Genomic DNA, 25,889 nt, shown 5'->3' on the forward strand with positions numbered 1-25,889 from the left:
GCATCATCCAGCCGCATCAGACCCTGCTCGTCGACGACCGTGTCGATGTTGCCCTCGCGTTGCGTGCCCGCGGCGTGCGCGTTGACGGCGTGCACATCGGTCAGGACGACCTGCCTGTAGCCGACGCCCGCGCCCTCCTCGGCACCGACGCAATCATCGGCCTCACCACCGGCACCCGGCAGCTCGTCGAAGAGTCCAACAAGATTGCGCACCTCATCGACTACATTGGCACCGGGCCGTTCCGCCCCAGCCCCACCAAACAGTCTAACCGCCCGCCCCTGGGCATTGACGGGCTCCGCGAACTTGCCGAGCTGTCCGCTGTGCCGACTGTAGCTATCGGCGACATTACCCCCGAAGACTGCCCCGCTATCCGCACCACCGGGGTCGCCGGAATCGCCATGGTCCGCGCCTTCGTCGACAACCCCGCACTGAAGGCATAACCATGACCATCACCATTATTGGCGGCGGAATCATTGGCCTCACCACCGCGTTTGAGCTCACCGAACGCGGCGAAAACGTGCACCTCATCGACGCCGAAACCGGCGACTACGGTACCGCCGAGGACGGCACGGCGCTCTACCCTGCCGCCAGCCACTACGCCGGCGGCATGCTCGCGCCCATCGCAGAGGTGCAATTCCAGCAGGACGAGCTCTTCCCCCTCATGACCGCCAGCGCTGACGCCTACCCCTCCCTCATGGAGCGGCTCAGCCGCGCCACCGACCTGCCCACCGGCTACGACACCACCGGCACGCTCATCGTCGCCGCCGACCGTGCCGACGCCGAACACCTGCAGCGCACCCGCGCCTACTACCGGGATTTGAACCGTCCCGCGGACCCCGTCACCCCCACGCAGGCGCGCGCCCTCGAACCGCTCCTGGCGCCGCGCATTGCCGGTGCCGTGAGCATCCCCAGCGACCATCAGCTGCACCCGCGGCTCATGAGGCGCGCTCTCAAAGATGCACTCACCCGCCGCGGCGTCACCTTCAGCACCGAACGGGTTACCAACCCGGATGCAGGCGATATTATCTGCACCGGACTAGGGGCAACGCTGCACGGGGACTACCCGCTGCGGCCCGTCTACGGAGACATTCTGCGTCTGCGCGCCCCGCGACCCATCCTCAAGCACGTGGTGCGAGGCTACGTGAACTCCCGCCCCGTCTACCTCATCCCCCGCCCCGACGGGGAGCTGTGCATCGGCGCGACCAGCCGCGAAGACCACCGCACGCTACCTGCCATTGACGGCGTACACCAGCTGCTGCGTGACGCCATCCGGCTGGTGCCCGTGGTTGAAGAGTGCGAGCTGCTGGAGGCGAACGTCGGCGCCCGCCCCGGCACCCCGGACGACCTGCCCATCTTCGGACACCGTACCCGCGCTGATGGCACCCGTCAGCTCGTGTCCACGGGCTATTTCCGCCACGGTATTCTGCTTGCCGCGCTCGCCGGCAAGGTCGGCGCGGAGGTCGCCTGCGGGGCTGAGATTCCGCCCATCATGCAGGCGTGCGCCCCAGCACGATTCACCCACTAAACACAGTCCCCGCCGGATGCACCCGGCGCCCTCACGAAAGGATTCCGCATGATCATCACCTACAACGGCGAGCCGCTAACCACCAACGCCCGCACCGTATTTGACCTTGTCATGGACCAGTTCGGCACCGAAAATGGCGTGGCTGTGGCGCTCAACCGCAGTATCGTGCCGCGTTCAACGTGGCTGGATGTGCCACTGAGCGAGGGCGACAGGGTGGATGCCCTGACCGCCGTGCAGGGTGGCTAACCCGCCAGCTTGTACTGGCAACCACCGGCAACTACCCACCGGCGAATACCTGCCGGAGAAAAAGAACAGCCATTCTCGGTTTTCTTTCTAAACCGGGCGCGCCGCCGCGCCCACACACCTAAACCCCGTTATCTAGACGTTCCCACAGAGGAGAACTCATGAGCCTCACACCACTCACCATCGGCGACCGCACTTTCAACTCCCGCCTTATCATGGGCTCCGGAGGCGCAACCAGCATGGATCTGCTCGAGCAGGCGCTCATCGCATCCGGCACCGAAATGACGACCGTTGCCATGCGCCGTCACGCCGCAGGCACCCCCATTTTTCCACTTCTGCAGAAGCTCAATATTGCGCCGTTGCCCAATACCGCAGGGTGCCGCACCGCAGCCGACGCGGTGATGACCGCGATGCTTGCCCGCGAGGCGCTGGGCACCTCCTGGGTGAAGGTCGAGATTATCCACGACGAAGACACTCTCCTGCCGGACACCGTGGAGCTGCTGAACGCTTGCGAGCAGCTGGTGGCTGAGGACTTCACGGTGCTTGCGTACACCTCTGACGACCCGGTGGCTGCCGCTCGTCTGGAGGATGCGGGCGTTGCCGCGGTGATGCCGTTGGGTGCGCCGATTGGTACCGGTCTGGGTATTTTGAACCCGCACAATATTGAGCTGATTGCGTCCCGCGCGCAGGTTCCGGTGGTGCTGGATGCCGGCGTGGGTACCGCCTCCGACGCGGCCCTGGCGATGGAGCTGGGTTGCGATGCGGTGTTGTTGGCGTCGGCGGTGAATCGTGCTGAGGATCCGGTAGCGATGGCTCAGGCGATGAAGTTTGCGGTGCAGGCGGGCGCGTTGGCGCGTGAGGCGGGCCGTATTCCGGTGCGTGAGCACGCGAAGGCGTCGTCGCCGTCGGAAGGTTTCGTCTCGTGGATGTAAATCTCTCCCCTACCCCGGTGAATCCGGAGCATGCGCGTCTGGATCGCGAGCGCACGGACCGTCAGCGTCGCCTCCCCGGTTTTGATCAGGACGCAGTCGCGGCGGCACGCGTGCTGGTGATTGGTGCTGGCGGTTTGGGTTGTCCGGTGGTACAGGCGTTGGCGGCGGCCGGTGTGGGGTATCTGCATATTGTGGATTCTGATTCGGTGGAGCTGTCGAATATTCAGCGTCAGCCGCTTTTTGGGGTGTCTGATGTAGGTGAGCCGAAGGCGGAGGTTGCGGCGCGCCGTGCGCTGGAGCTGTGCCCATCGTTGACGGTTGAGACGACAATCCGGCATGTGGATGCGTCCTGGATTTTGGATCTTTTTGCCGCGTCGGCACCGGATTGTGTGGTGGATTGTACGGATACGTTTGCGTCGAAGTATCTGATTGCGGATGCAGCGCAGGTTGCGGGTCTGCCGCTGGTGTGGGGCACGGTGCTGCGTTTTGGCGGGTCGGTGAGTCTTTTTGAGCCGGATGGCGCGCATTTGCGTGATATTTTTCCGACGATTCCGCAGACGGTTGAGTCGTGTGCGCTTGCCGGGGTGTTGGGTGCGACGACGGCTGTGGTTGGTTCGCTGATGGCGACGGAGGTGCTCAAGTTTGTGAGTGGCTTGCCGACGGCGGCGGGTAGCTTGCTGACCTATGATGCCCTGTCAGGTACGTGTACGTCGTTTGGGGCGGTGCCGGATCCGGCGCGTGTGGTGCCGGTGGATTTGTCGGTGCATGAGGTTCCGCAGGTTCTGCTGGATGTGCGTGAGGCGCCCGAGCGTGAGGAGTCGGTGAAGCATGAGGGCTCGCGGCATTTCCCGCTGTCGCAACTGAGCGATGCGGACGGCTCGCTGCTACCGGCTAACCGCGTGCCCGCGGAGCTGTTGAGCCTGTTTGAGTCGGTGCGTGATCAGCGTGTGGGCGTTTTCTGTGCCTCGGGCGCGAGGGCGCAGCGCTTCGTGCAGGCGTACGCGGAGCTGGCGGGCGAGTACGGGGTGCGCCTCACGGCTATTTAGTGGCCCACCGGCGTCGCTATCCCTTCCGGAAGCGACATCAGGGTGCCCGAGCTGAAGCGAGGGCGGGTCCCCTGTAGGAGCGGAGGAAGGGCATAGCGCGCCAAGCCCTAAGGAAAGCGGTATCGCCCGTAGTGACATCAGGGTGTCCGAAGCGAAGCGAGGACGGGTTCCCCTGTAGGAACGAGGGCGTATGCCGCTTTCCGCTTAAGTGCATAGAAACGATTCCCCATGTGCAGGGCGTAAAATCGTGTATAACACGGCGGGACGTCGCGCGGTTTATTCTGCCTAAAAACTGCCCTGCCGCCTCCTGTTTTCGCACACTCACTCTAGGAGTTTTATGCTCACCGTCCCTACTGTGCCGCTTGTTTTGTGCACGACTCTCATCGCCTTAACTCTGCTCGTTAGCGGCATTGCTAAGGCGAAGGATCCGCAGAGTACCGTGACTGGTATTCAGAATCTTGGTTTGGAGAAGATTGCGCCGACCCGTGCGGTGTCGCTGATCCTGCCGTGGTTCGAGATTGCCCTAGCCGCCGTCCTGCTGTTGTCACCGGTGCGTTTGCCTGTTGTGATTGCGTCGGGTTTGGCATTGATTCTGATGCTGTTCTATACGGTGGTGATTGCGCGCGCGCTGGCGACGGGTCGTACCGCGGGTTGTAATTGTTTTGGTTCTGAGTCGAATGCGCCGGTGAGCCGTTATACGCTGGTCCGTAATATTGCGCTGTTGTTGGCGGCGGCTGGCGCGCATGCGAGTGCGTTGAAGGGCGGCACGGGTGTTGTGTCGACTCTGCTGGGTCTGAGCGCTAGCGGCTGGACTTGGGTTGTTGGTGCGGCGCTGATTGCATTGACGTTGGAGGCTGTTCGCCGCGGTGATGCTCTGGCGCAGCCGGAGCCGCAGGCTGAAGTGATTTTGCCGGAGCCGGTGTATGACGAGAACGGCGAGGAGCAGTATGTTCGCATGCCGATTCCTCATGCGGCGCTGTACCTGGAGAATGGTCGCCACACGAATATGCGTGCGTTGGCTAAGAATCAGGCGCGTATGCTGGTGTTCGTGTCGGCAACGTGTGCTGGTTGCGTGAAGTTTTTGAAGACGATGTCTTCGTGGCAGGAGCGTCTGCCGCAGGTGGCGTTGCATCCGGTGTATTCGAGCCTGGAGTCGTTGCAGACCTCGCGTAATGCGGGTACGTTGCCTGAAGGGTTGACTCCGCTGATTGACCGTGATGCTGGTGCGCGCGCGAATTTCGGTAATGGTGTGCCGTTGGCTGTGGTTTTGGGCGCTGATGGTCTGATTGCTGGTGGTCCGGTGGCTGGTAAGGAGGAGGTTGAGGCGTTGCTGACCGATATTGAGGCACAGTTCGCTGAGGCTGCTCGTCTGGCTGAGGAGGAGCGCCAGGAACAGATGCGTAAGGCGATTGCTGAGGGTACGTCGAATACTGAGGGCGACCACCTCTAAACGCACCCCGGTAGTGTCTGCTCCCCTCCCGTAGCCCCGTCCGGCTCTTACTGCCCTTACCGGCAGACGCCGGGTGGGGCTATGCTAGAACGTAGCGCACACACCGCTTATACGCCGCGGTCACCTCGCCTGGTGGCTGGCGCATCCTCAACCCTGTCTAAGGAGTTTTTATGGCAATGATGAGTTTCAACGCTCCGGGCGAGCGTGAGAAGTCCTTGTGGCTGGTCCGCAAGGAGAGCAACCCGAATCACTCGCAGTGGTACATTGACCGTTTTAAGGCGATGGAGGCTGAGGGTAATGATATGGCGGGTGAGTCTCGTCTGGTGAATGCGTTGGCTTCTCGTGGCGCGAAGATTCTTGATGCGGGTTCGGGTCCTGGTCGTGTGGGTAAGCAGTTGCACGCGCTGGGTCACCGTGTGACGGGTGTGGATATTGATCCTGAGCTGATTGAGGAGGCGCGCCGCGTCTGCCCGGATGCTACGTGGATTACGGCTGACCTGGTGGATTTGCCGGAGGTGCTGGGCATTGAGGGTGACGCCACTGAGGAGAACGGCTTTGAGCTGCTGGTATGTGCGGGTAACGTGATGGGCTTCCTCGCCCGTTCGACCCGTAAGCCGGTGGTGGAGAACTTCCGCCGCGTGCTGGTGCCGGGTGGCCGCGCTGTCGTGGGTTACGGTTCGGGTCCGGGCCGTGACTACGCGTTTGAGCAGTTCTTGGCGGATGCTCGCGAGGTCGGTCTGAACGTTGATAACGTCTATTCGTCGTGGCAGATGCACCCGTTTATTGAGGGTTCTTCGGAGTTCCTGGTGGCGGTGCTGTCCCGCCCGGCGAGCTAGGCTCGTATCTAAAGCTAGGCTCGCCTCTGCTGCGAGCGCGCTAAGCGCATTTAGCTAGGCATACAAATGGCCCGGCGCCTGCCCCGTGTGGGGTGGGTGCCGGGCCTTTTGTGTGTCCGGAAGAAGCGCGTCCAGAAGAGGCACTAAAGAAGAATGGGCGTTCTAGTGGATCATGTAGATGTTGCGGGCTACTTCTTCGGGCATGAAGGATGCGGCGAAGAGGATTACCACGATGATGACGGCAAGCGCGGTCATGAGGCTGGAGCGCCAGCCGGGGTGTAGCTCGTTGAAGGTGATGAGTCCCTTGTGTTCTTTGTCCATGTTGACCACATTGATCTGCTTGTAGATGGTGGTTTGGGCGGAGAGCTTGGAGGAGACTTCTCGCATGGTTTTGCCGTCCCAGACGCGGCCGTCGATGCGCATGAGCTGTTTGCCGTTTTTGTCGACGGCCCACATGGCGGGGAAGCTGCGGTAGCGTAGGCGGCCGGCGACGGTTTTGAGTTTCTGGCCGTAGGCTTTTTTGGGGTAGAGCTTTTCGGCGTAGATGGTGTGGTCGATGTTTTCGAGGGGTACGGCGAACCAGCCGAAGGTGCGTGCGCGGAGCACGTGGGTTTTGGTGATGACGATGATTGTGGGTTTGAGGACTGAGTAGAGGTTGACGCCTGCGATGGTGCCGATGAGCAGCACGAGGATGGTGTACGGCAGGGCGGGTCGCTTGTAGAAGATGAAGGCGAGCGCGGCGAGGAGCACGATGGTGCCGGGGAGTGCCGCTTCGATGCGCCTGCCGTAGGAGCGCATGCGGGGGTGGAATAGTTCGTTGACTTCGCCGTATTTGGCGGGGACTTCGTGAGCGCGTTCTGCCATATACACAACTTTAGTGTGTGCGGTGCGTGAAACCTAGCGGACTACCTGCGTTACTCTGGTTCTATGCGTAATTTTTCTCCCGTGGAGCGGGTTCTGGCAATGTGGATGGTCGGTGTTGTGGTGGCGGTTTCTGTGGCTGTTGCGGCGCTGGTTATGACGAATAAGCTGGTGTATGGCCCGACGGGTCAGGTGCGGGAGTATTTTCATGCGTTGCGTACGGGTAATGGTTCGTATGCGCGTGGCCTGTTGGGTGCACAGATTCCTGAGGGTGACGCATCTTTGCTGGATGGGGATGCTTTGAGGCGTTCGGTGTCTTCGTTGGGTGAGGTGTCGTATGAGGTGGTGGAGACCAGCGAGGATGGTGAGCATGCGACGGTGCGTGCGTCCTATACGTTGGAGGGTTCGCAGCAGCATACGGATTTTCGTTTGCATCGTTCGGGTACGCATTGGGGCTTTTTTGATAAGTGGGCTATTGATGAGGCGTCTTTGCCGTCGGTGAAGGTGAATATTCAGGGTGTGGAGGCTGCGACGATTAATAACCGTAAGGTTGCGGTGGATAAGGGTGCGGCGTCGTTCCCGGTGTTTTATCCGGGTGTGTATGCGGTGTCCTATGATTCGACGGTGTATACGGCGCAGAAGGTGAATGAGGTGGTGACTGCGCAGGATGCGAATCATGCGGTGCGTATGGAGTTGAAGCCGAGTGATAATGCGTTGTCGTCGGTGAAGGAGCAGGTGCAGGATCATTTGAAGAAGTGCACGCAGCAGAGCACTCTTTATCCTGGTGGGTGCCCTTTTGAGTATGCGTTTACGGGTCGTGTGGATTCTGAGGTGAAGTGGTCTGTGGTGAAGGTTGCGGATCCGCAGGTGAGTGTGAGTTCGGCGGGTGTGTGGTCGTTGAAGCCGATGTCGGGTACGGCGAAGGTGTCGTTTACCCAGTTGGATTTGTATACGGGTGCGCGTTCGCAGGTGCAGAAGGAGATTCCGTTTACGTTGAAGGCGTCGGTGGAGGCGGATGCGAAGGCGGTCCGAGTCTCCTTCTAAAGCCGCTGAGCTGCGAGAGCCAGTATGCTCTGAACGCGACATCAGGGTGCCCGAGCGAAGCGAGGGCGGGTGCCCCTGTAGGAGCGGAAGAGCATACTGGCTCGTGGCTTATATGGGCAAAGAAAGGGTCAGTATTATCCGTAGCGACATCAGGGTGTCCGAAGCGAAGCGAGGACGGGTGCCCCTGTAGGAGCGAGGATGACCCGGCCCTTTCGCGTCCCACAATCCTAAAAGTACAAAGGGAACCGGTACTATCCGCAGCGGTATCAGGGGGCACAACAGAAAAGGGTCAGTATTATCCGTAGCGACATCAGGGTGTCCGAGCGAAGCGAGGACGGGTGCCCCTGTAGGAGCGAGGATAATACTGACCCTTGATTCTTTTATAGATCCCTAGTTGATACCGCGCAGGTCCAGGACGAGTTCGCTTTCGTCTGCCTCGTCACCGGTCACGACGACGGGAATACCCCAGTCCTGCTGGTAGAGGTGGCATGCTGCGTGCTCGGGGATGTCACCGTCGGGGGTGCCGTCGCAGGCGGCGGCGCGGGCGGTGATGTGCAGGACTGCCTCCGTGATTTCGGGGTTGAGTACGAGGGTGCGGGTCAGTCCGGTGGAGGTGCCGGCGCCTTCCAGGATGAAGTTCTCGGGGGTGGAGGAGATCTTCAGCTGGGTGGGGTCGCCCCAGCGGGTGTCGAGCTTCTGGCCGGTGGGCACGGTGAATCGTGAGGTGAATTCGAGGGTGCCGCCGGTGAGCTTGGTGGAGGGGCGTGCGGTGGTGATGGCGCCTTCGTCGACGTGCTGTGCCTTCGCGGGGATGGAGGCGCGTACGAGCTGGTGGGCGTTGGTTTCGACGATGATGAGGCGCGGTTCTTCGCCGGGTACTTCTTCGACGAGCAGGTCGGAGGGTTCGTCGAGGCCGCGTTCGAGGGTGCCGAGGGTGCCGGTTGCGGGGTCCCAGCGGCGGATGGCGCCGTTGTAGGTGTCGGCGACGGCGATGGACCCGTCGGGCAGTTCGGTCAGGCCGAGGGGGTGCTGCATGCGGGCGGTGTCGGAGTCACCGTCGACGAAGCCGAAGTCGAACAGGCCCTTGCCAACGGCGGAGGTGACCTGTACGCCATCCTCGGTGAAGGTGACGTGGCGCAGGCCGCTGGTTTCGGAGCATGCGACCCAGAGGCTGCCGTCGCGTGCTTCGATGATGCCGGAGGGCTGGGCGAACCATGCGTCGGCGGCGGGGCCGTCGGCGAGGCCTTCGACGCCAGAGCCTGCGAAGATGCTGACGGTGCCGGTGACGGGTTCGTAGCCGAAGAGCTGGTGGGTGCCTGCCATGGCGATGATGAACTGGCCGGCTTCGCGGGAGTAGACCGCGTCCCAGGGCGAGGAGAGCGCAATGTCGGTGGCGGGTACGCCGGCGGGGATGTGGTTGGGGTCGCCGGTGATGGCGTTATCGCCGTCGATGACGCGCTGCACGCCGTTGCCTGCGAGGGTGCGCACTTCGCCGGTGCTCAGGTTGAGGGAGCGCAGGCGGTGGTTGACGGTGTCGGCTACCAGCACGTCGTAGCCGAGCTGTTCGCGCAGGTTTTCGGGTACGAGGGCGAGGCCGGCGGGTTCGTTGAAGCGTGCTTCGGTGCCGGTGCCGTCGACGTGGCCCTTGACGGGGTGGTTCACGGGGTCGTCGCCGCCGCCGTAGGTGTTGATGACGGTGTTGAGGTCGGCTGCTACCTGCAGGATGCGGTGGCGTGCGCTGTCTGCGACGAGGTAGGTGCGTTCGCGGTTGCCGAAGAGGTTTGCGGGACCGAATTCGGCGGGCAGTTCGATTGCTTTGCCGGGGAAGGCGTAGGTGCCTGCTGCCTTGGGGCGGGGCACGTAGGGGCCGTCGCCGCGGTGCAGGGTGCCCTTCGCTTCGTGTTCTGCGACGAGTTCGCGTACGAGGGAGGTGAGGCCCTGTACGTGGCCTTCACCGGAGAGGTGGGCGACGATGTAGCCTTCGGGGTCGACGACGACGAGGGTGGGCCATGCGCGGGCGGTGTATGCCTGCCAGGTGGTCAGTTCGGGGTCGTCGAGTACGGGGTGGGTGATGTGGTAGCGGTCGACGGCTGCGGCGAGCGCTACGGGGTCTGCTTCGTGTTCGAATTTGGGGCTGTGTACGCCGATGGTGACGAGTACGTCGGAGAATTCTTCTTCGAGGGGGCGTAGTTCGTCGAGGACGTGCAGGCAGTTGATGCAGCAGAGGGTCCAGAAGTCGAGAATAACGATTTTGCCGCGAAGGTCGGCCAGGGTGAGGTTTTTGTCGCCGGTGTTGAGCCAGGCTCGGCCTTCAAGTTCGCTGGCGCGTACGCGTACGCTGCGGGTGGTGTTCTCGCTCATGGTTTTCTCTCCTGTTGGGTGCGCCGCGTGTGGGCGCGTTGGTTTGCTGTCCCCATTATGCCAGCGTGGGGTGGGTGGTTCGCTGGGAGTTGAGCTTTGTGACTTGAGTGCTTAACGACCCGTCATATTAAGTCATATTCCCTGTTGTTGAGAGTTGTGCGGCTCTTCAGAGACTCGGTCTCGAGTTTGCAAGCGACCGCGTGCAGCTTGTCCCAAAGGAGTAACCCCGTCTCAGGTAGAGACGCGCAGGCAGATATTAAAAATCGGTCCGTGCACATCCAAAACGGATGCGCACGGACCGAGACGCTCGAGGCTTTTTACTTCGTGCCCACAACCGTGCCAAGCTTCTTCGGCTTTACAGGTTTTTGGGGGACGCTCGCGAAACCTTCCACTTGGGCGGGGACTTCGGGGGTTTTCAGCGAGGTAATGATGTCCTCGGATACATCGCCCTGATGGTAGGCAATGTTGGTGTTACCGCTCGCCTTGACTGCGATACGTTCACCGTCCGGCATTACCCTGACCCAGGCCCCATCGGAGTACGTTAGTTCTAGCTCACCGTTAGGCCTCAGACGGCTCCAGTTCCCGTCATGCTGGTGGAAGATGATGTATTCATTGTTCTTCCCCACGACCATAGCAAGCTTGTCTTTTTCTAAGATGTAGGTCTTACCATCGGCGTTTTCGCCCTTCACAACGGCGGGGTCCTTCTCAGCCTCGGCAATTTTTTGGTAGTACGTTTCGTAGTGTTTCCTGGCCTTGTACTGCATCTCGTCAGCCCCTACCGCTGAGGATGCTCCCTGCGTTGTGTCGCTGCTAGCGGTTGCCCTGCCAGAAGCGCTCGAAGTAGGTTTAGATGAGGGGCTAGATGAGCTCTCGCTACGTGCAGAGGGCGAGGCAGAGGGTGAAGCGGAGGCGCTTGCCGATGCGGACCTTCCGGAGGCTACGGGCGCTTTTATGGAGGGGGCGCAGGCGGCTAGACCGAGCAGGCTTGCCACGCTGAGAGACAGTACAGCAATAGACTTCTTCACGGCGGATTTCTCTTTCCGTCATGCGTCGCGACATCATCACAACGCTGTGTATGGATGTGGTTGGTAATGCCCAGCTTCGGGCATGCCCACATCCTAGCACCGCTGTCTGGGAAGAGCCTGAGTCCCCTCCTTCTGAACGCGAAAGCACCCCGCACGCATCACCACGGTCGGATGCGCACGGGGCGCTGGTGGCCCTGTTCTGTCAGGCTGTTCGGCCCGGGGCAGGAGCTATTTTTTACTAGAGGCCTGTAATCTCAGAGAAGTTACCAACCTTGGTGGGCTTGGCCGGGGTCTTAGCGGTGCCGCGGAAGCCGTCGATACGGGCAGGTGCCTTCGGGATCTCGATGGTGGAGAGGTCGGTTGTCTGCTCTAAGGTCTTAGTGTTCAGCACGGCAGCGGCGCCGTCTGCTTTGACGGCGGTGTAGAGGTTGTCCTCGGGGTTGGTCTTAATCCAGGAGCCGTCCTCTTCCACGACGATGGTTCCGCCGTTGGAGTCAAATCTACTCCACGCACCGGTATTCTTGATGATGACAATAGCGCCGTCCTTTGTTTCGAAGACAGCGACTTCATAGTTGTAGTAGACGGTGCCGTCGCTGGTCTGTACCTTCTTTACATCGGACTCGTTCTTGAACTCGTTCAGGGATTCCTTGACGGCGCTGTAGAATGCGGAGGTTTCCTGCTGGTTGGAGTCCTCGCTCTTCTTAAGTGCTTCGGTTGCTTCGCTGGGCAGACCGCTGGGGGTGCTGATGGTCCCCTGGGTGGTCTTGGTTTCTGCCTTGGTGGTTTCAGCGGCTGCGGAGGTGCTTGCAGGGGCCGAGGCAGTTGCGGAAGCGGACGCGCTAGCCGATGCAGAGGAGTTGGTGCCGGAGTTGGTGCCGGAATTACCGCTGCAAGCTGCAAGGCCGAGGGCACCGGCAATGGTCAGGGACAGAACAGCAATAGACTTCTTCACTGTATTTTCTCTTTCTGCATGCGCCGCTCTGCAACGGCGCAGTGCGTAATGTGGTTGACCTGTGCTCGGGTACCTCCCCGGTGTATGCCCTCATGCTAGCACCGCGGCCTGGAAGCTCCCTGAGATGGTGCGGTGCTCCCCCCCTCCCCCGCTACTTTCGCTGGTCTTCCCAGCTCTACGGGTCTTCCCAGCTCAGCTTGAAGACGCAAAGCGCCCCGCACGCATCACGGTCGGATACGTGCGGGGCGCTGGTGCCCCTGTTCTGTCGGGCTGTTCGGCCCGGGGGCAGAGGGCAGGGGCTAGTTTTTATTTGGCGTCTGCATTACTTGGCGCCTGCGACCTCGGAGAGGTCAGCAATCTTGGTGGGCTTGACCGGGGTCTTAGCGGTGCCGTTGAAGCCGTCGATGCGGGCCGGGGCCTTCGGGACCTCGATGGTGGAGACATCGGTTGCCTGTTCGAAGGTCTTGGTGTTCAGTACGGAGGCGGTACCGTCTGCCTTGACGACGGTGTAGAGGTTCTCCTTGGGGTTGGTCTTAATCCAGGAGCCGTCATTGCTCACGACGATGGTCGTACCGTTGGCGTCGATGCTGGTCCACACACCGTTATTCTGGATGCTGACAATAGCGCCGTCCTTGGATTCGAAGGCAGCGAATTCATCGTTGTAGTAGACGGTGCCGTCGCTGGTCTGCGCCTTCTTCACACCGGCCTCAGTCTTGAAATCGTTCAGGGCTTCCTTGCTGGCGGTGTAGCCTGCGGAGCCTGCCTGCTGGGCGGACCCTTCAGCCTTCTTGAGTGCTTCGTTTGCATCGGTGGGCAGGTCGGTGGGGGTGCTGATGGTACCCTGGGTGGCCTTGGTTTCTGCCTTGGTGGTTTCAGCTGCTGCGGAGGTGGTGCTCTTGCTGGTTGCTGCTGCGGAGGTGCTTGCGGGTGCCGAGGCAGTTGCGGAAGCGGTTGCAGAAGCGGTTGCGGAAGCGGACGCGCTTGCCGATGCGGAGGAGTTGGAGTTGGTGCCGGAGTTGCCGCCGCAGGCTGCAAGGCCGAGGACACCGGCAATGGTCAGGGACAGAACAGCAATAGACTTCTTCACTGTATTTTCTCTTTCTGTATGCGCCGCTCTGCAACGGCGCAGTGCGTAGTGTGGTTGACCTGTACTCCGGTATGCCCGGTGTACGCCACCATGCTAGCACCGCGACCTGAAAGCTCCCTGAGATGGTGCGGTGCCCCCTCCCCCGCTTACGGGTCATCTCAGCTCTACTGGTCTTCTCAGCGCGGCTTGAAGACGCAAAAACGCCCCGCACGCATCACGCTCGGATGCGCACGGGGCGAACGGGTCTAGCTAGTCACCAGCTATGTAGTGGATACGTTTAGTTCGTAGCCAGGCTGGTCGGCTTAACGGGATTCTTCGGGGCAGGCAGGTCTCCCACAGGAGCCGGGGGCTTGGGCAGCTCCAGGGACTGGTAGTCGCCCGAAACCTCCGAGGTCTTAACGTTCATAATGGAAGCCGCACCGTTCTCATCAACGCTAATTACTTCACCGTTAGGCTTGACGGCAACCCAGCCGCCCTTATCAGTCACGGCGGCAACCTCACCTTCAGGGGTCACACGTACCCAGCTACCGTCTTTCTCAATGCTGATGTAGTTACCGTTCTTAGCTTCGACAACAGCGATGCTTCCGTCAGGGGCAGTGTACACGTTGCCTTCAGTGTTCGTAGTCTTCTTGGCGGAGCGGTCTTTCTTAGCCTCTTCGACGGCTTCCTTGTAATGCGCGTATAGCTGCGGACCGTAGTTGCTATCGGTGGGGTCCGTGGGCATGGAGGAAGCACCCGACAGTCCACTCTTCTGGCTTTCGGATGCCTTAGCGGAGGAGCTCGAGCTATTTGCGTGTGCAGAAGCAGATGCACTTGCCGAAGTGGATGCTGAGGTAGCTGCCGAGGTGGTTGCAGTTGCGGACGCGCTGGAGGAGGCAGACGCGCTTGCCGAAGCGGACGCGCTCGCGGATGCACTCTGGCTTTCGGCGGGTGCCTTGGCGTTGGAGCTGCACGCGGCAAGACCGAAGGTTGCGGCGAGGCTCAGGGACAGAACAGCCATAGTTTTCTTCACTGTGTTCTCTTTTCTGGTAGATCCCCGTGCTATGCCGGGGAGACCTATAGTGTGGTTGTTTGTTGAGTGAGAGTTGAGTGAGAGCTAGATTCTGAGCGCCTCCCTAATCCTAACAACAGTTATGCGAAGCTTCCTATTTTCCCTAGGAGTTCAGCGCAACTTGAAGACGCAAAACGGCCCCGCACGCATCACTATCGGATGCGCACGGGGCGTCTTCATAAGTCACGGACTGTCACGCTCTACGAGCGCCACAAGCCGCTGTTAGCTCTTTACAGCTTACTTGGGCTGTGCGGGCTTGACGGGGGCGACCTTAGCCTGTGCGGGCTTTGCGGGAACCTTCGGAGCCTTCAGGTCTGCCTTCTCGCCGCCAACGATGGAGGTTACTTCACCGGATGCGTCCACGGTTGCCTGCAGGCCGCTGTTAGCCTGGATGCTCCAGGAGCCGTCAGCCTTGACTGCGACCTGGCCGTTTGCGTCCTGGCGGCTCCAGGAGCCGTCAGCCTGTACAGCTACCTGACCTTCGTCACCCTGAATGGTCCAGCCGCCGTCCTCGGAAGCAACAACGTCGCCCTCAACGGTGGAGGTGCTGTTGCCCTCGGAGTCCTTGGACTCAGCCTTGGTGTTGCCCTTTGCGTCGGACTCTACCTTGGAGGAGTTACCCTCGGAGTCCTTAGCGTCTACGGATGCCTTGCCGTCTGCGCCGACCTTCACGTCTGCGGAGTTGCCCTCGCCGTCGTTAGCCTTGACGGTGACGTTGCCGTCCTTGTCAACCTTCACATCTGCAGTAGCGGAAGCGGAAGCAGCCGAGGTGGTTGCAGCTGCAGAGGATGCCTTAGCCGATGCGCTTGCGGAAGCAGTTGCAGAAGCGGATGCGGATGCAGTCGCGGTGGTGGTGGAAGAGGACTGGGAGCCGCATGCGCTCAGGCCCAGTGCGCCTGCGAAAGCGATGGACAGAACCGCGGTGGTCTTCTTCATTGCGGGGGCGATAGCCATTGTTTCTCCTTGTGGTTGTTAGTATGGTGCGGCTAGTTGGCGACGTATTCGCGTCGTGCGCAGGATCCTTGTGGGATTCCATAACAATTATCGGTGTAACCAACCGCGTTAATTCTATCGAGTTTGGGGGCTTTTATCCGAGCCGGCGGGCGTTTATCCGCATTCTAGCGGGTGGGATATCCCACGTTTCCGCCCGGCTTATCGGCTGGCCACTTCAGTTAGTTACGGGGAGTGACGGGCTTGACGGGGTTAACAGTAGCGCCAGCGGGCTTGGCGGGAACGGTCGGTACCTTAATCGTGCCGCTGCCGCCGGTCTGTTCCCAGGTGCCGTTAGCTTCTACTTCAATGACGCCGTTCTCACCGGTCTGTTCCCAGGAGCCGTCAGCATCGACCTCAACGACGCCTCCATCGCCAACGCGCTCCCAGGAGCCGTCAGCTCGTACCTCAATGATGTCGCCGTTGGGTGCGTGGTAGGACCAGCCGCCGTCGGCCTTGATTTCGATGAGGGTGTAGCCGTTGGCTGCGCTGACGGTTCCACTATCGACGGTCACGGAGCCATTCGAGCCGCTCTTGGCGGAGGTCTCGCCTGCCTTCTCGTCGACCTTTGCGGAGGAACCGGAGTTGTTCGATGCAGAGCCGCCGTTGACGGTTGCGTTGCCGCTAGCGTCTGCAGTCACGCCGGTACCGTTGGCGCCGTTGACGGTCACGCCGCCTTCGGTGACGGTTACGGTGCCCTGGGAGCTGCTTGCGGTGGCACTCGGGGAGGCTGCGTCGCTTGCCTTGACGGTGACCTTGCCGTTGCCCGCATTAACTGCCGCGTCGGCGGTGGAGGATGCCTTGGCGGTTGCGGTTGCGGTGGGTGCCGGGGCGGAAGCGGAGGTGTTCTGCGCACCGCAGGCGCTCAGGCCGAGTGCTGCGATTGTTGCCAGTGACAGTGCTGCTGCGCCAGTGCGGAAGCGACGGTTGGTGGTCTGTGCGGAAGTGTTCTGGGCGGGGCGTGCCATGAGGTGGTTCTCCTTGTGCGTCCCGGAGGGTCAATCGTCCGGGGTTTGTATGGTTGATTTTCCGGTTGGATGGGGCCGTTGTGTATGGTGTGTGGCTTTTCCTTCGCCGGTGACTCCAGCTTAGGGTGTGAGTCTAAGATTGAGCTTTAGTTTGCTGTGTTTAAGCTGTGTTCGCACGGCGATGTATAAGTATTTTTCTCAGCGGGTTTGATAATCCCGATTTTTCGCTCAGCTCATGCATAGCTTTATGCTCAAATGAATAAATTTTCTTTATTTTTCTGTAGCCCATCATAGCTTCCTCTGTGAAAACGGGCCACTTTCTGTGTTTTATGGCTCGAGTATAGGGTTAGGGTCTTGAATACCCACTTCTCACCCCTCCACATGTTTCTTCTACTTCCTACCGTTCCCCCTCCCCTGTCTCTAGACACAACAAATTGGCATAACAAAAGACCCCCACCGTGAGGGTGGGGGTCTTTTATCAGATTCAAAGTCTCAAGAATTACTTCTTCTTAGCGACTGCTGCCTTCAGCTTGGAGCCTGCGGTCAGCTTCACGCCGTGACCGGCGGGAATCTGGATGGTTTCGCCGGTCTGCGGGTTACGGCCGGTACGAGCTGCACGGTCGGTGCGCTCGATTGCCATCCAACCGGGGATGGTGATCTTCTCGCCCTTGGAGACGGAAGACTCGAAAACCTGGAACACTGCGTCGAGGACTGCGTTTACAGTTGCCTGGCTCTTGCCAGACTTCTCTGCAACCTCTGCAACGAGTTCGGTACGGTTCTTAGCCATTAGGGTGCCCCTTCCAGAGACTTAAGGTTTGAGTCTAAAGCGAGTGACCGTCGGTGACGACGGAAAACCGTTTAGGAACTAAAATACCAGATTTACCAGCTGGACTTGGTGATACCGGGCAGCTCGCCGCGGTGTGCCATCTCGCGGAAGCGCACGCGGGAGATACCGAACTTCTGGAAGGTACCGCGGGGGCGGCCGTCGATCTGGTCGCGGTTACGCACGCGAACGGGGGAAGCGTTGCGGGGCAGCTTCTGCAGTGCCACGCGTGCTGCTTCGCGCTCCTCGGGGGTAGCGTTCTCGTCGATCAGGGTCTTCTTCAGCGCGATACGCTTCTCGTTGTAGCGAGCGACGATGACCTTGCGCTGCTCGTTGCGAGCGATCTTGGACTTCTTAGCCATTCTTAGCGCTCCTCTCGGAAGTCAACGTGCTTGCGAACGACGGGGTCGTACTTCTTCAGCACCATGCGGTCGGGGTTGTTGCGGCGGTTCTTACGGGTCACGTAGGTGTAACCGGTGCCAGCAGTGGACTTGAGCTTGATGATAGGACGGAGGTCCTTAGCCTTGGATGCCATTTACTAGATCTTCTCCCCGCGTGCGATGATTTCTGCAACAACGGCATCGATGCCACGAGCATCGATAACCTTGATGCCCTTAGCGGACACGTTCAGGGTTACCTTACGACGCAGCGAAGGAACCCAGTAGGTCTTCTTCTGAACGTTCGGGTCGAATCGACGCTTGTTGCGGCGATGCGAGTGCGAAATGCTGTGTCCAAAGCCGGGAACAGCTCCGGTCACCTGGCAGACTGCTGCCATGTTTCACTCCTTTATTGATTGACTTTTATGACGGTACGCAGTCGATGTTACTCGTGAGCGTCCCGCCACCAATGTAGAAGCACCGGGTTATTCGCCGGGCTAGAGTGTTTGAGATCGTCACGTGGGTGAGAGGCCACGCATCGATCCCCGCCGCGGGAAAAACGGTGAAGCTTATTAGTGTCGAGAGGCGTTTCCACCACTACGAACAGCGTTAAATTCTAGGTAAATACGGGGGTTCGTGCAAGCCTGCACGCCGGATTTTGCCTTAAAAATCCGCGGAATCTCGGTGTTCTGAGCCGATCGCGCCTCGTTTAAGCGAAGCGCTCGATTCGCGGATGCACGCCTGCCGTCGGGCGGCAAACATACCTACCCATTCTACCAAAAATGGGTGTTTTTGCAAGTCCAGATGTTTTTAAGGGAATCTTTAACGCCCCTAGTCAGGCGTTAATGCACCGATTTAAGAACGGGCATTCTCTATGTGACCGGGGATAAATTACACCGGTGAAATTCATGTTGTGAGATTAACAGCTTAAGCCGGATTTAAGCCGCAAACAGCCCCGCGCCACCGCTTCTGATGGTGTGCACAGGGCTGTTAAACAGGCTTAAACACGCGTTTAAAGAGCTTTTAACTCTCGTTTTAACGCTTCCGCCCCGGTTTTAAAGGGCAGTTTAAGGGCTCGTAGCGGTGCGAGTAACGGCGGATTCACCGCCCCAGTTACGGCGTAGATACGACACAAGTATGGGGCAGATACGGCACAGAGCGCTCCCCTACCGATACGGTTCTGGCTAGGGTTCTACGCCGTATCGTGAGCCACCGCGACCCTAGTTCTTCAGCCTAGTTCTTCAGGCTTGCCGCGGGGACCCACTGCGGGTACTTGGGGCTCACGCCGTCACCGGAGCTCGTACCCTTCAGGCGGCGGCCAATCCACGGCAGGGCGAACTCACGAACCCAGCGTGCCTCCTGCTCAATCTTCTCGCGAGCGGTCAGCTGCACCTCCGGCGGCAGTACCGATTCGGTCACCACGCCGGGCAAGCCGAGCTGCGTCAGCACGCGGGAGGCGAAGCGCTCGTGGCCCAGGTCGTTCATGTGCAGGCGGTCGTCAGCCCACAGGCGCCAGTCGAGGAAGTCAGTCCAGCGCCAGTAGTCGATAATGTGTGCGCCGTGGTCTTCGGCGATGCCGCGTAGCAGTTCGTTGTAGGTTGCGGTGCGGCCGCGGGTGCGGGCGAAGGGGCCCTGACCCTGCACATCCAGGCCCGTAATGGTCAGGATCGTGATGTCTTGGGCACGCATGGCAGCGAAGGCTTCGTCCACGCGGGTCATGAGCTGGTCAATATCAACGTTGGGACGCATAATGTCGTTGCCGCCGCCGTAGAAGGTGACGATGTTGGGGCAGAGGTCGAGGGCTCGGGGCAGCTGTTCATCCAGAATGGGACCGAGCAGGCGGCCGCGGATGGCGAGGTTTGCGTACTGAGCCTGCGGGTCTACTGCGCCGAGGCCTTCGGCAACGCGGTCTGCCCAGCCGCGCAGCCCGTTGGGGCGGCGGCGGTCAACGTCGCCCACGCCTTCGGTGAAGGAGTCACCGATTGCTACATAGCGTACTGATTCGCCGTTGAGCTTGCCGTTGGAGTCTAGGAGCGGGGTCGTCATTGTTTTCTTCTTTCCGGGCGTCTGTAGAGTTTAGCCCTTCTATGGAAGAAGCCGGTACACCCGCGCGGTGTACCGGCTTCTTCGCTTAGCTTTCGGTGCGTCCTGTCTTCCAGTATCCCACTGTTACGGGCGTTTCTTCAGATATGCGCCGGGGTTTCTTAGGACGCGACAGCTGAACCGGCAACAGTGGACGCGTTACGCGGGTGAGGTACCACCACCACGCTACCGTCGTTAAACGGGTCTGCAACCTCAGCTTTCAGCCCGAAAATGGTGTGCAGGTTCTCGCGGGTGAGTACGTCGTGCGCTTCGCCCTGGGCAACGATGAAGCCGTCCTTCATGGCAACAAGGTAGTCGGCGACTCGGGCGGCGAGGTTCAGTTCGTGCAGCACCATGATCATGGTGGTGCCGCGCTGTTCGTTGAGTTCCGAGAGCAGGTCGAGTAGCTCTACCTGGTGTGCCAGGTCGAGGTAGGTGGTCGGCTCGTCCAGCAGCAGGATGTCGGTTTCTTGGGCGAGCGCCATAGCAATCCAGACGCGCTGACGCTGACCGCCGGAGAGTTCGGTGACCTGGCGTTCTGCAAGGGACATGGTATCGGTGGCTTCGAGAGCCCAAGCAACCGCCTCGTCGTCTTCGGCGCTATTGCGTTTGAAGAGGCCCTGGTAGGGGTAGCGTCCTCGGGAGACGAGGTCGGCTACGGTGATGCCTTCGGGGGCGATGGGGTGCTGGGGCATGAGCCCGACCATCTGGGCGAAGCCCTTCATGGAGTATTCGTGGGTGGATTTGCCGTCGAGGGTGAAGTCGCCGTTGAGCGGCTTGAGCAGTCGGGAGACACCGCGCAGAAGAGTAGATTTGCCACAACCGTTGGGACCGATGATGGCGGTGATTTTACCCTTGGGGAATTCGAGGGAGAGGTCTTTGACGATGGTGGTTTCGCCGTAGCCGAGGCTGACGTTCTCTACTTTGAGGGTGCGTTCGGTGATTTCTTTCATGGCGTCCTTTCTTTTCCTAAGGCTTCTCCCGGGAGCCTCATAACTTAGCCTATCCTAATTTCAGGTAAGAAAATAGCGGATCCCCCTCTCTGTTCATACTTCTGTAGAACAGTTCGGGGGATCCGCTGTATTGGCGAACTTTAGAAGTTCACTTTTCCGTTGACGAGCCAGCCGCCTTCTGCAGCACGCTGGAACACTTCCTGCGCCATGGTGCGTCCGTAGGTCTTAGAAACGTGGTTATCGTCGAAGTAGACGTAGATGTTTCCGACCACGGGGCTGCACATGCCGTCCGGGCAGTACACGTCCTTCAGGTCCACCATGACGGCGCCCTGGTCGCGGTACTTGTCGAAGATTTCCTTCGCGGGGTTTTCTGCGGCGTACTTGTCGCTCGCGGGTCGTGCGCAGGAGCTCTTGTCGGCGCCGGCCTTCTGAGCGCATTCGTAGATGTTGTACTCGAAGCGCGGGTTATCGCGCAGGCCGATGACCTGGATTCCTGCCTCGGTGAGACGGCGGACCGTCTCATCCAGGCTCGGGTCAACGCGTTCATCGTTCGAGCGTGCCTGAGCAATAGTCGCGATGAGTACCACGGTCTGCGGCTTGCGCTTGAGGATTTCCTCGGTCATCTTGGTGTTGAATTCCGAGCATTCGTTGCTGGCGTTGACGGCGCGGACCGGGTACTGGCAGCCACCGAGCAGGTAGGCCTGCAGGTTGGTTTTGGTCTGCTCCGCGATGGGCTTGAAGGAGCTCAGCGCCTGTTCGGCGTGGGAGTTGCCGATGACCATGGTCAGCGGTACGTCGTCGCCGCCGTTCTTCTGCAGGCTGCAGTACTTGGCGAGTGCCGGGTCGGAGGGTGCGAAGGCGCCGGTGCAGGTGTCGCTCAGGCCTTCGTACTGGGCTTTGACGTCACCACCGGAGGGGATGGGGTTGTCAATGAGTCCCTGCTGGGCACCGCCGATTGCGCGGGCGCCGGGGTAGTTTTCGCTGACGGTCTGTACCTTCAGTTCGGCGTTCTGCTCGGACTGGGCGTTGCGGTAGCCGATCCAGGTCTGTGCGGCGGTCAGGGGTACGCCGGCGACCAGGAAGATAGCGAGGATGAAGGCGAGCTGGTCTGCCCAGGTCTTGACGGAGAAGACGGTCTTGAAGCGCATCTTCATCATGAGCCAGGGTACGAAGGGATCCTTGCGGTAACGCAGCGGCTTTTCGACGAAGCGGATGAGTAGCCATGCCAGGCCGATGGAGGCAAGGATGATGATGGTGCCTTCGATGATGTTCACGCGGGAGGTGCCGACGGCGCTGCTGTAGAGGATGAGGATGGGCCAATGCACCAGGTATAGGGCGTAGGAGATGTTGCCCAGGTTCTGCAGGGGTGCGGAGACCAGCAGTCGGTCGATGCCCCAGCGGCTGTTGGTGCGGCCTGCCATGATGACGAGCGCGCCGGAGAGCACGGGCCAGAGCGCCAGGTAGCCGGGGAAGGCTCGTTCGACGGGCAGGATTGCACCGCAGGTGACCAGGCCGATGATGCCGACCCAGCCCATGACGACTCGCGCCTTTTCGGGCGCCTTCCATTTGAGGGTGAGCATCGCCAGCAGGGTGCCGATGGCGAATTCCCACAGGCGGGTGCGGGTGTCGAAGTAGGCGAATCCCTGGTTGGTGTCGGTTTCGACGATGGAGAAGGTTAGGGATGCGACGAATACCGTGTTAAAGATGAATACTGCGGTGGTGAAGAGGTTTCCACGGAATCGGTGCACGACGTAGGCTACTGCGGCGAAGAGCAGGGGCCAGATGATGAAGATCTGTCCCTGGATGGAGAGCGACCAGAAGTGCTGGAAGGGCGACTTCACGGAGGCGTTTTGGGCGTAGTAGTCTACGGAGCTGAACGCGAGGTTCCAGTTCTGGAAGTAGAACAGGGAGCTCGTTGCGTCGGTAACGGTTTGCGACCAGCGGCTGGGCGCGAGCACGAAGAAGGACGCAATGGTGGTGCCCGCGATAACCACGGTGGCTACAGGTAGCAGTCGCTGGAAGACGTGCAGCCAGTAGTTGAAGAGTTTGAGGGGTTTACCTTCGTTGATCTTGCGCATGAAGGAGAGCGAGAGCAGGAAGGCGGAGATGAAGAGGAAGACGTCCACGCCGCCGGAGACTTTGCCGAACCAGACGTGGTAGAGCACCACAAGGAGCACAGCGAAGGCGCGCAGGCCCTGGATTTCGGGGCGGAATCCTCGCGATTCGATGAATTCTTCGAGGGGGTAGTCGTTGGTTTCGCGGGCTTTGACGGTGCGCAGCGCCGCGGTACGGGTGCCCTGCGAGGCGGTGGCCTGCGGGGTTCCGGAGGTTTCAGACATACTTGGTTCCTCAGGGCGGGTAGACGATGTGTTGGTGCGGGTCCCTTAGACACTCGAGGACACTCGCTACAATAAAATCCTGATCCGCACCTCTACTATGAGGCTGGTGCGAACCAGGATTTTTCTGAGCCCCCTACCGGATTCGAACCGGTGACCCTCTGTTTACAAGACAGATGCTCTGGCCAACTGAGCTAAGGAGGCAACTTGTCCAGTGTACCCTATTCTCGTGGTTGAATCTGCTTAGTTGTTCTTTGGCGGTTTGCTTGAGAATGCTTCTGGATTGTGCCGGTTTGATCCGTTCGTTTCCTTCGCTTTCTCCCTTCCAATCAGCCCCTCTGTAGGAGGCTCCAGGCACCGCTTCCAGCGCTTCGTCGGTTCCTCCCCCTCACCGTTGCGCTTCTTTATCACCGGCGCGCACCGCTCTTTTCAAAGCTTCGGATACATACAGAAAAACCCGGTAGCCTCACGCGGAGGTTACCGGGTTTTCGTATCGAAGCGGTTACTTCTTCTTAGCTTCGATCTTGCTCTTCAGGAAGGCGCTGAAGTCGTTGCTGGTGTACTGGTCACCATCAACGAAGACGGTGGGGGTACCCTTAATACCGTTCTTTGCGGATTCAGCGTTGACCACGTCCACGAAGGGGCGCCACTTGCCTTCGTTCATATCGGAGCCAATGGAGGCGTGGTACTTCGAGGCGATGTCAGCGATCTGCTGGTTGTTCATGTCGCCGCTACCCTGGTGAGTGAAGATCTCACGCTGGTAGTTCAGGAAGTCGCTGGTGCTGACCTGGTTTGCCACGGAGTATGCTGCTGCCGCGTTACGTGCGGAGTATGCGGTGGGCGAGGAACGGTCCAGGAAGGTCAGGTTACGGATTTCCAGGGTGATGGTGCCGTCTTCGACGAGCTTCTGGATTTCCTCACCGTACTTCTTCTCAAACTCTGCACAGTGCACGCAGTTGTAGTCCTGGAAGATGGTCACGCGAACGGGCTGGCCGTTCTTGGATGCCTCTTCAGCGGTCTGCACGCCCGGGGGCATGGTGTTGACTGCTGCTGCGGTTCCGTTAACCATGGGGGTCACGGAGGAGGTCGAGGTTGCGAGCTGCTTGAAGTCGCGGGTCTCCTGGGTAGAGGAGTTCTGGACGATGCCGTCCTTGGTCAGCACAATGCCACCGTATTCGTTGGCGCTGGCGGGCACGGGGCCGCTTTCTGCTACCTTGGTGTTCTTGTTGCCGTTGACTACGACGAAACCGATGATACCTACGATGACGAGGACCACGGCGAGTACGCCGAGCTGGAGCCAGCGGCGGCTTGCCTGGCTGGGGCTCTTCTTGGCCTGCTGGGCCGCAATCTGGCGGGCTTTTTCGCGGGCGTCGGTCGACATGCCTGCTCCTTTGGTTGGGAATATGGGTGGCGGTTAGTCCACTGTTCTAGCCTACTCCGGTGGGAGCGTGCTCCCGCCCAGGTAAAGTTTCAGGGTGCCCGTGCTCTTCTGAGCTGGGTGCCTTCTGATCTCTGCTGGGCGTTCTAAAGCTCAGCTTCCTGCCGTTTGAAACAGCTGAAAGTCATGTCGAGCAGGTGCCACCGTGAAGGCTGGTTCTGCTCGCGCTCTGTCGTGGACGTACCGCGCTACCCGTCTAGCCTACCGAATGGGTGCCTTATCGGCTAGTTAATACCCTGGTTGAGATGCTGTGATGTGTGTTCTCACGCTCTCAGCTTATTTTCCTCGTAAACTTCTGTAGCATTGGGAGGCGATCCTCCCCCACTAGGTATGCCGCTAGGCTCCCATCCGGTTCAGCTCACCAGCTGCTAGGGAATGTTGTAGATTTCCACTCCCCCAATAAACGGGCGAGTATCGAAGCTGCCGTTCCACTTCACGCTCAGGCCGTGCTTCTCCAGTACGGGGATAATAGTGTCCTTCATGAGCTCCACGGAAAGCTTCTTGTGAAGAGCACTAATCTCTTCCTTCTGCGCATCGCTCAGCGCGTTCCATTCATTTTCGTCCCTGGGGTAGGCGAGGAAGGAGCCGAACCCAACGTAGGTACCGCCGCTCTCAGCGAGGCTTTCGGTGTCCTGCTGGTGGAAGTAGATGTATCCCTTCCATTCACGGCTATCGTCGATCTCGTCCCAGATTTCTGCGGAGGCGCAGGTACCGCAGCAGGTGAAGTTCTGTCGTGCGATGGCTCCTTCTTCTTCCAGGGCTGCGAAGGCGCGGTTGAGGTTGGAGTTCTTCTGCATTTCGGGGGTAATGCCTAGCTCTGCGGCGAATGCACGACGACGCTTGATGAGCTCTTCCACGTAGTCCTCTACGCGCTTTTCCCAGAGCTTGCTGTCTTCGTTCTCCCCGTCGTAGTCCAGCCCGAGTACGTCCATCACATAATCGGTAATGGTTTCTACGTACTGCTCAGTATCAGATTCACCCATGAACAGCAGGGGCCAGATAGGCCAAAGCAGCTCGGCTTCGTCTTCTTCGCTCAGCCCCCATTCTTTGGGGAAGGGCGGGTCGAGGCGTTCTTCGCTCCAGCGCTCGTAGATGCTCTTCTCATCAGCCATGACGGTTGCTCCTTTGCGTGTTCTCTACTCGTTGGGGGTAGAGATATGGACTGCTCTTGTTGTTAAGGTATCAAGAGTTTCTCTACCTCGCCTTCTATTTCGTCATTCAGGCGGATCTGTGAACTCCCCATCTCGTTGCCGCTGCAGTATGCTGGCACGCTGTCTGGCGAGGCTGCATCCCCTGTTCCCCTGCCTCTCTGCTGCGTCTCTGAGTCTTTGGATCTATGAGTCTCTGGAGTCTCTGCACCTTTGCTGAGTTAGGTGTCTTTCGTTCCAGGAGTTTTCGTTCTAGGAGTTTTTGGGTACACAAAAAGAGGGGAAGACCTATAAGGTCTTCCCCTCTTGAATAAAAAACCCGCGGTGACCTACTCTCCCACACCCACAAAAGTGCAGTACC

Annotated in this window: 25 protein-coding genes and 1 tRNA gene; 8 read left to right on the forward strand and 18 right to left on the reverse strand. The window is 59.9% G+C overall.

Annotated elements, in window-relative coordinates:
• From HXO69_RS05480 to HXO69_RS05510, 7 genes are all read left to right on the forward strand, one after another.
• Positions 1 to 440: thiamine phosphate synthase (locus HXO69_RS05480; RefSeq protein WP_296545788.1), on the forward strand; the 440-nt coding region annotated here is incomplete at its 5' end.
• Between the two features lie 2 nt (positions 441 to 442).
• Positions 443 to 1,525 (forward strand): glycine oxidase ThiO, encoded by a 1,083-nt coding sequence (thiO, locus tag HXO69_RS05485; protein WP_296545789.1) that lies wholly within the window; start codon positions 443 to 445, stop codon positions 1,523 to 1,525.
• A gap of 48 nt (positions 1,526 to 1,573) precedes the next feature.
• Positions 1,574 to 1,771 carry a sulfur carrier protein ThiS gene (thiS, locus tag HXO69_RS05490; protein ID WP_294628211.1) on the forward strand — a complete coding sequence of 66 codons (198 nt, stop codon included), beginning with the start codon at positions 1,574 to 1,576 and terminating at the stop codon, positions 1,769 to 1,771.
• A 158-nt stretch (positions 1,772 to 1,929) separates the two neighbouring features.
• A complete protein-coding gene (locus HXO69_RS05495) occupies positions 1,930 to 2,700 on the forward strand; it encodes a thiazole synthase (protein ID WP_049347554.1) in 771 nt (256 codons plus the stop codon).
• Complete coding sequence (locus HXO69_RS05500) at positions 2,691 to 3,746, forward strand: ThiF family adenylyltransferase (protein ID WP_296545792.1); 1,056 nt, start codon at positions 2,691 to 2,693, stop codon at positions 3,744 to 3,746. Before HXO69_RS05495 ends, HXO69_RS05500 begins: the two co-directional genes overlap by 10 nt.
• Positions 3,747 to 4,083: 337 nt before the next feature.
• Positions 4,084 to 5,196, forward strand: coding sequence for a MauE/DoxX family redox-associated membrane protein (locus HXO69_RS05505; protein ID WP_296545793.1), 1,113 nt, complete (start codon positions 4,084 to 4,086; stop codon positions 5,194 to 5,196).
• A 170-nt stretch (positions 5,197 to 5,366) separates the two neighbouring features.
• Positions 5,367 to 6,032 (forward strand): bifunctional 2-polyprenyl-6-hydroxyphenol methylase/3-demethylubiquinol 3-O-methyltransferase UbiG, encoded by a 666-nt coding sequence (locus tag HXO69_RS05510; protein ID WP_296545795.1) that lies wholly within the window; start codon positions 5,367 to 5,369, stop codon positions 6,030 to 6,032.
• A 162-nt stretch (positions 6,033 to 6,194) separates the two neighbouring features.
• Here the strand turns inward: HXO69_RS05510 and HXO69_RS05515 are convergent, their stop codons facing one another.
• Positions 6,195 to 6,896: a hypothetical protein gene (locus HXO69_RS05515; protein WP_296545797.1), complete on the reverse strand. Its 702-nt coding sequence runs from the start codon at positions 6,894 to 6,896 to the stop codon at positions 6,195 to 6,197.
• 63 nt (positions 6,897 to 6,959) lie between these two features.
• Between HXO69_RS05515 and HXO69_RS05520 the strand changes: the two genes are divergently transcribed.
• Positions 6,960 to 7,937, forward strand: coding sequence for a hypothetical protein (locus HXO69_RS05520; RefSeq protein ID WP_296545799.1), 978 nt, complete (start codon positions 6,960 to 6,962; stop codon positions 7,935 to 7,937).
• A 390-nt stretch (positions 7,938 to 8,327) separates the two neighbouring features.
• Here HXO69_RS05520 and HXO69_RS05525 read toward each other — a convergent pair whose 3' ends face one another.
• The 17 genes from HXO69_RS05525 to HXO69_RS05605 all read right to left on the reverse strand — a co-directional run bounded on the left by HXO69_RS05525 (position 8,328) and on the right by HXO69_RS05605 (position 25,492).
• Positions 8,328 to 10,298 (reverse strand): NHL domain-containing thioredoxin family protein, encoded by a 1,971-nt coding sequence (locus HXO69_RS05525; protein WP_296545801.1) that lies wholly within the window; start codon positions 10,296 to 10,298, stop codon positions 8,328 to 8,330.
• A 317-nt stretch (positions 10,299 to 10,615) separates the two neighbouring features.
• Complete coding sequence (locus HXO69_RS05530) at positions 10,616 to 11,062, reverse strand: hypothetical protein (protein ID WP_049334034.1); 447 nt, start codon at positions 11,060 to 11,062, stop codon at positions 10,616 to 10,618.
• Positions 11,063 to 11,561: 499 nt separating this feature from the next.
• A complete protein-coding gene (locus HXO69_RS05535; protein WP_049361988.1) occupies positions 11,562 to 12,275 on the reverse strand; it encodes a hypothetical protein in 714 nt (237 codons plus the stop codon).
• Between the two features lie 322 nt (positions 12,276 to 12,597).
• Positions 12,598 to 13,362 (reverse strand): preprotein translocase subunit SecD, encoded by a 765-nt coding sequence (locus HXO69_RS05540; protein WP_296545804.1) that lies wholly within the window; start codon positions 13,360 to 13,362, stop codon positions 12,598 to 12,600.
• Positions 13,363 to 13,639: 277 nt separating this feature from the next.
• Complete coding sequence (locus tag HXO69_RS05545; protein WP_231840262.1) at positions 13,640 to 14,362, reverse strand: transcriptional regulator; 723 nt, start codon at positions 14,360 to 14,362, stop codon at positions 13,640 to 13,642.
• 288 nt (positions 14,363 to 14,650) lie between these two features.
• Positions 14,651 to 15,367, reverse strand: coding sequence for a hypothetical protein (locus HXO69_RS05550; protein ID WP_296545807.1), 717 nt, complete (start codon positions 15,365 to 15,367; stop codon positions 14,651 to 14,653).
• 218 nt (positions 15,368 to 15,585) lie between these two features.
• Complete coding sequence (locus HXO69_RS05555; RefSeq protein ID WP_296545808.1) at positions 15,586 to 16,371, reverse strand: hypothetical protein; 786 nt, start codon at positions 16,369 to 16,371, stop codon at positions 15,586 to 15,588.
• A gap of 499 nt (positions 16,372 to 16,870) precedes the next feature.
• Positions 16,871 to 17,158: an HU family DNA-binding protein gene (locus tag HXO69_RS05560; RefSeq protein ID WP_005506733.1), complete on the reverse strand. Its 288-nt coding sequence runs from the start codon at positions 17,156 to 17,158 to the stop codon at positions 16,871 to 16,873.
• Between the two features lie 92 nt (positions 17,159 to 17,250).
• The gene (gene rpsN / locus HXO69_RS05565; RefSeq protein WP_005506731.1) at positions 17,251 to 17,556 is read right to left on the reverse strand and encodes a 30S ribosomal protein S14; all 306 of its coding nucleotides are present in this window, start codon (positions 17,554 to 17,556) and stop codon (positions 17,251 to 17,253) included.
• 2 nt (positions 17,557 to 17,558) lie between these two features.
• On the reverse strand, positions 17,559 to 17,729 hold the full coding sequence (rpmG, locus tag HXO69_RS05570; RefSeq protein WP_004005967.1) for a 50S ribosomal protein L33: 171 nt from the start codon (positions 17,727 to 17,729) through the stop codon (positions 17,559 to 17,561).
• 3 nt (positions 17,730 to 17,732) lie between these two features.
• Complete coding sequence (rpmB, locus tag HXO69_RS05575; protein ID WP_004005966.1) at positions 17,733 to 17,969, reverse strand: 50S ribosomal protein L28; 237 nt, start codon at positions 17,967 to 17,969, stop codon at positions 17,733 to 17,735.
• An 835-nt stretch (positions 17,970 to 18,804) separates the two neighbouring features.
• Positions 18,805 to 19,617 (reverse strand): SGNH/GDSL hydrolase family protein, encoded by an 813-nt coding sequence (locus HXO69_RS05580; RefSeq protein WP_296545809.1) that lies wholly within the window; start codon positions 19,615 to 19,617, stop codon positions 18,805 to 18,807.
• A 158-nt stretch (positions 19,618 to 19,775) separates the two neighbouring features.
• Positions 19,776 to 20,606: an ABC transporter ATP-binding protein gene (locus HXO69_RS05585; protein ID WP_296545811.1), complete on the reverse strand. Its 831-nt coding sequence runs from the start codon at positions 20,604 to 20,606 to the stop codon at positions 19,776 to 19,778.
• Between the two features lie 140 nt (positions 20,607 to 20,746).
• Positions 20,747 to 22,945, reverse strand: coding sequence for an acyltransferase family protein (locus HXO69_RS05590; RefSeq protein WP_296545813.1), 2,199 nt, complete (start codon positions 22,943 to 22,945; stop codon positions 20,747 to 20,749).
• A gap of 127 nt (positions 22,946 to 23,072) precedes the next feature.
• A tRNA-Thr gene (locus tag HXO69_RS05595) sits at positions 23,073 to 23,146 on the reverse strand.
• Positions 23,147 to 23,444: 298 nt separating this feature from the next.
• Entirely contained in the window at positions 23,445 to 24,323 is an 879-nt protein-coding gene (locus HXO69_RS05600; protein ID WP_296545814.1) for a thioredoxin domain-containing protein, read from the reverse strand.
• Positions 24,324 to 24,748: 425 nt separating this feature from the next.
• Complete coding sequence (locus tag HXO69_RS05605; protein ID WP_296545815.1) at positions 24,749 to 25,492, reverse strand: DUF6891 domain-containing protein; 744 nt, start codon at positions 25,490 to 25,492, stop codon at positions 24,749 to 24,751.
• Positions 25,493 to 25,889 lie beyond the last annotated feature (397 nt).

Source organism: Rothia sp. (in: high G+C Gram-positive bacteria) (assembly GCF_015265375.1).
Taxonomy (GTDB): Bacteria; Actinomycetota; Actinomycetes; order Actinomycetales; family Micrococcaceae; genus Rothia.

Coding starts and splice junctions, on each gene's coding strand:
- thiO (WP_296545789.1), top strand. CDS start 443: ATGACCATCACCATTATTGGCGGCGGAATCATTGGCCTCACCACCGCG.
- thiS (WP_294628211.1), top strand. CDS start 1,574: ATGATCATCACCTACAACGGCGAGCCGCTAACCACCAACGCCCGCACC.
- HXO69_RS05495 (WP_049347554.1), top strand. CDS start 1,930: ATGAGCCTCACACCACTCACCATCGGCGACCGCACTTTCAACTCCCGC.
- HXO69_RS05505 (WP_296545793.1), top strand. CDS start 4,084: ATGCTCACCGTCCCTACTGTGCCGCTTGTTTTGTGCACGACTCTCATC.
- HXO69_RS05510 (WP_296545795.1), top strand. CDS start 5,367: ATGGCAATGATGAGTTTCAACGCTCCGGGCGAGCGTGAGAAGTCCTTG.
- HXO69_RS05515 (WP_296545797.1), bottom strand. CDS start 6,896: ATGGCAGAACGCGCTCACGAAGTCCCCGCCAAATACGGCGAAGTCAAC.
- HXO69_RS05520 (WP_296545799.1), top strand. CDS start 6,960: ATGCGTAATTTTTCTCCCGTGGAGCGGGTTCTGGCAATGTGGATGGTC.
- HXO69_RS05525 (WP_296545801.1), bottom strand. CDS start 10,298: ATGAGCGAGAACACCACCCGCAGCGTACGCGTACGCGCCAGCGAACTT.
- HXO69_RS05530 (WP_049334034.1), bottom strand. CDS start 11,062: ATGCAGTACAAGGCCAGGAAACACTACGAAACGTACTACCAAAAAATT.
- HXO69_RS05545 (WP_231840262.1), bottom strand. CDS start 14,362: ATGGCTGTTCTGTCCCTGAGCCTCGCCGCAACCTTCGGTCTTGCCGCG.
- HXO69_RS05550 (WP_296545807.1), bottom strand. CDS start 15,367: ATGGCTATCGCCCCCGCAATGAAGAAGACCACCGCGGTTCTGTCCATC.
- HXO69_RS05555 (WP_296545808.1), bottom strand. CDS start 16,371: ATGGCACGCCCCGCCCAGAACACTTCCGCACAGACCACCAACCGTCGC.
- HXO69_RS05560 (WP_005506733.1), bottom strand. CDS start 17,158: ATGGCTAAGAACCGTACCGAACTCGTTGCAGAGGTTGCAGAGAAGTCT.
- rpsN (WP_005506731.1), bottom strand. CDS start 17,556: ATGGCTAAGAAGTCCAAGATCGCTCGCAACGAGCAGCGCAAGGTCATC.
- rpmG (WP_004005967.1), bottom strand. CDS start 17,729: ATGGCATCCAAGGCTAAGGACCTCCGTCCTATCATCAAGCTCAAGTCC.
- rpmB (WP_004005966.1), bottom strand. CDS start 17,969: ATGGCAGCAGTCTGCCAGGTGACCGGAGCTGTTCCCGGCTTTGGACAC.
- HXO69_RS05580 (WP_296545809.1), bottom strand. CDS start 19,617: ATGACGACCCCGCTCCTAGACTCCAACGGCAAGCTCAACGGCGAATCA.
- HXO69_RS05585 (WP_296545811.1), bottom strand. CDS start 20,606: ATGAAAGAAATCACCGAACGCACCCTCAAAGTAGAGAACGTCAGCCTC.
- HXO69_RS05590 (WP_296545813.1), bottom strand. CDS start 22,945: ATGTCTGAAACCTCCGGAACCCCGCAGGCCACCGCCTCGCAGGGCACC.
- HXO69_RS05600 (WP_296545814.1), bottom strand. CDS start 24,323: ATGTCGACCGACGCCCGCGAAAAAGCCCGCCAGATTGCGGCCCAGCAG.
- HXO69_RS05605 (WP_296545815.1), bottom strand. CDS start 25,492: ATGGCTGATGAGAAGAGCATCTACGAGCGCTGGAGCGAAGAACGCCTC.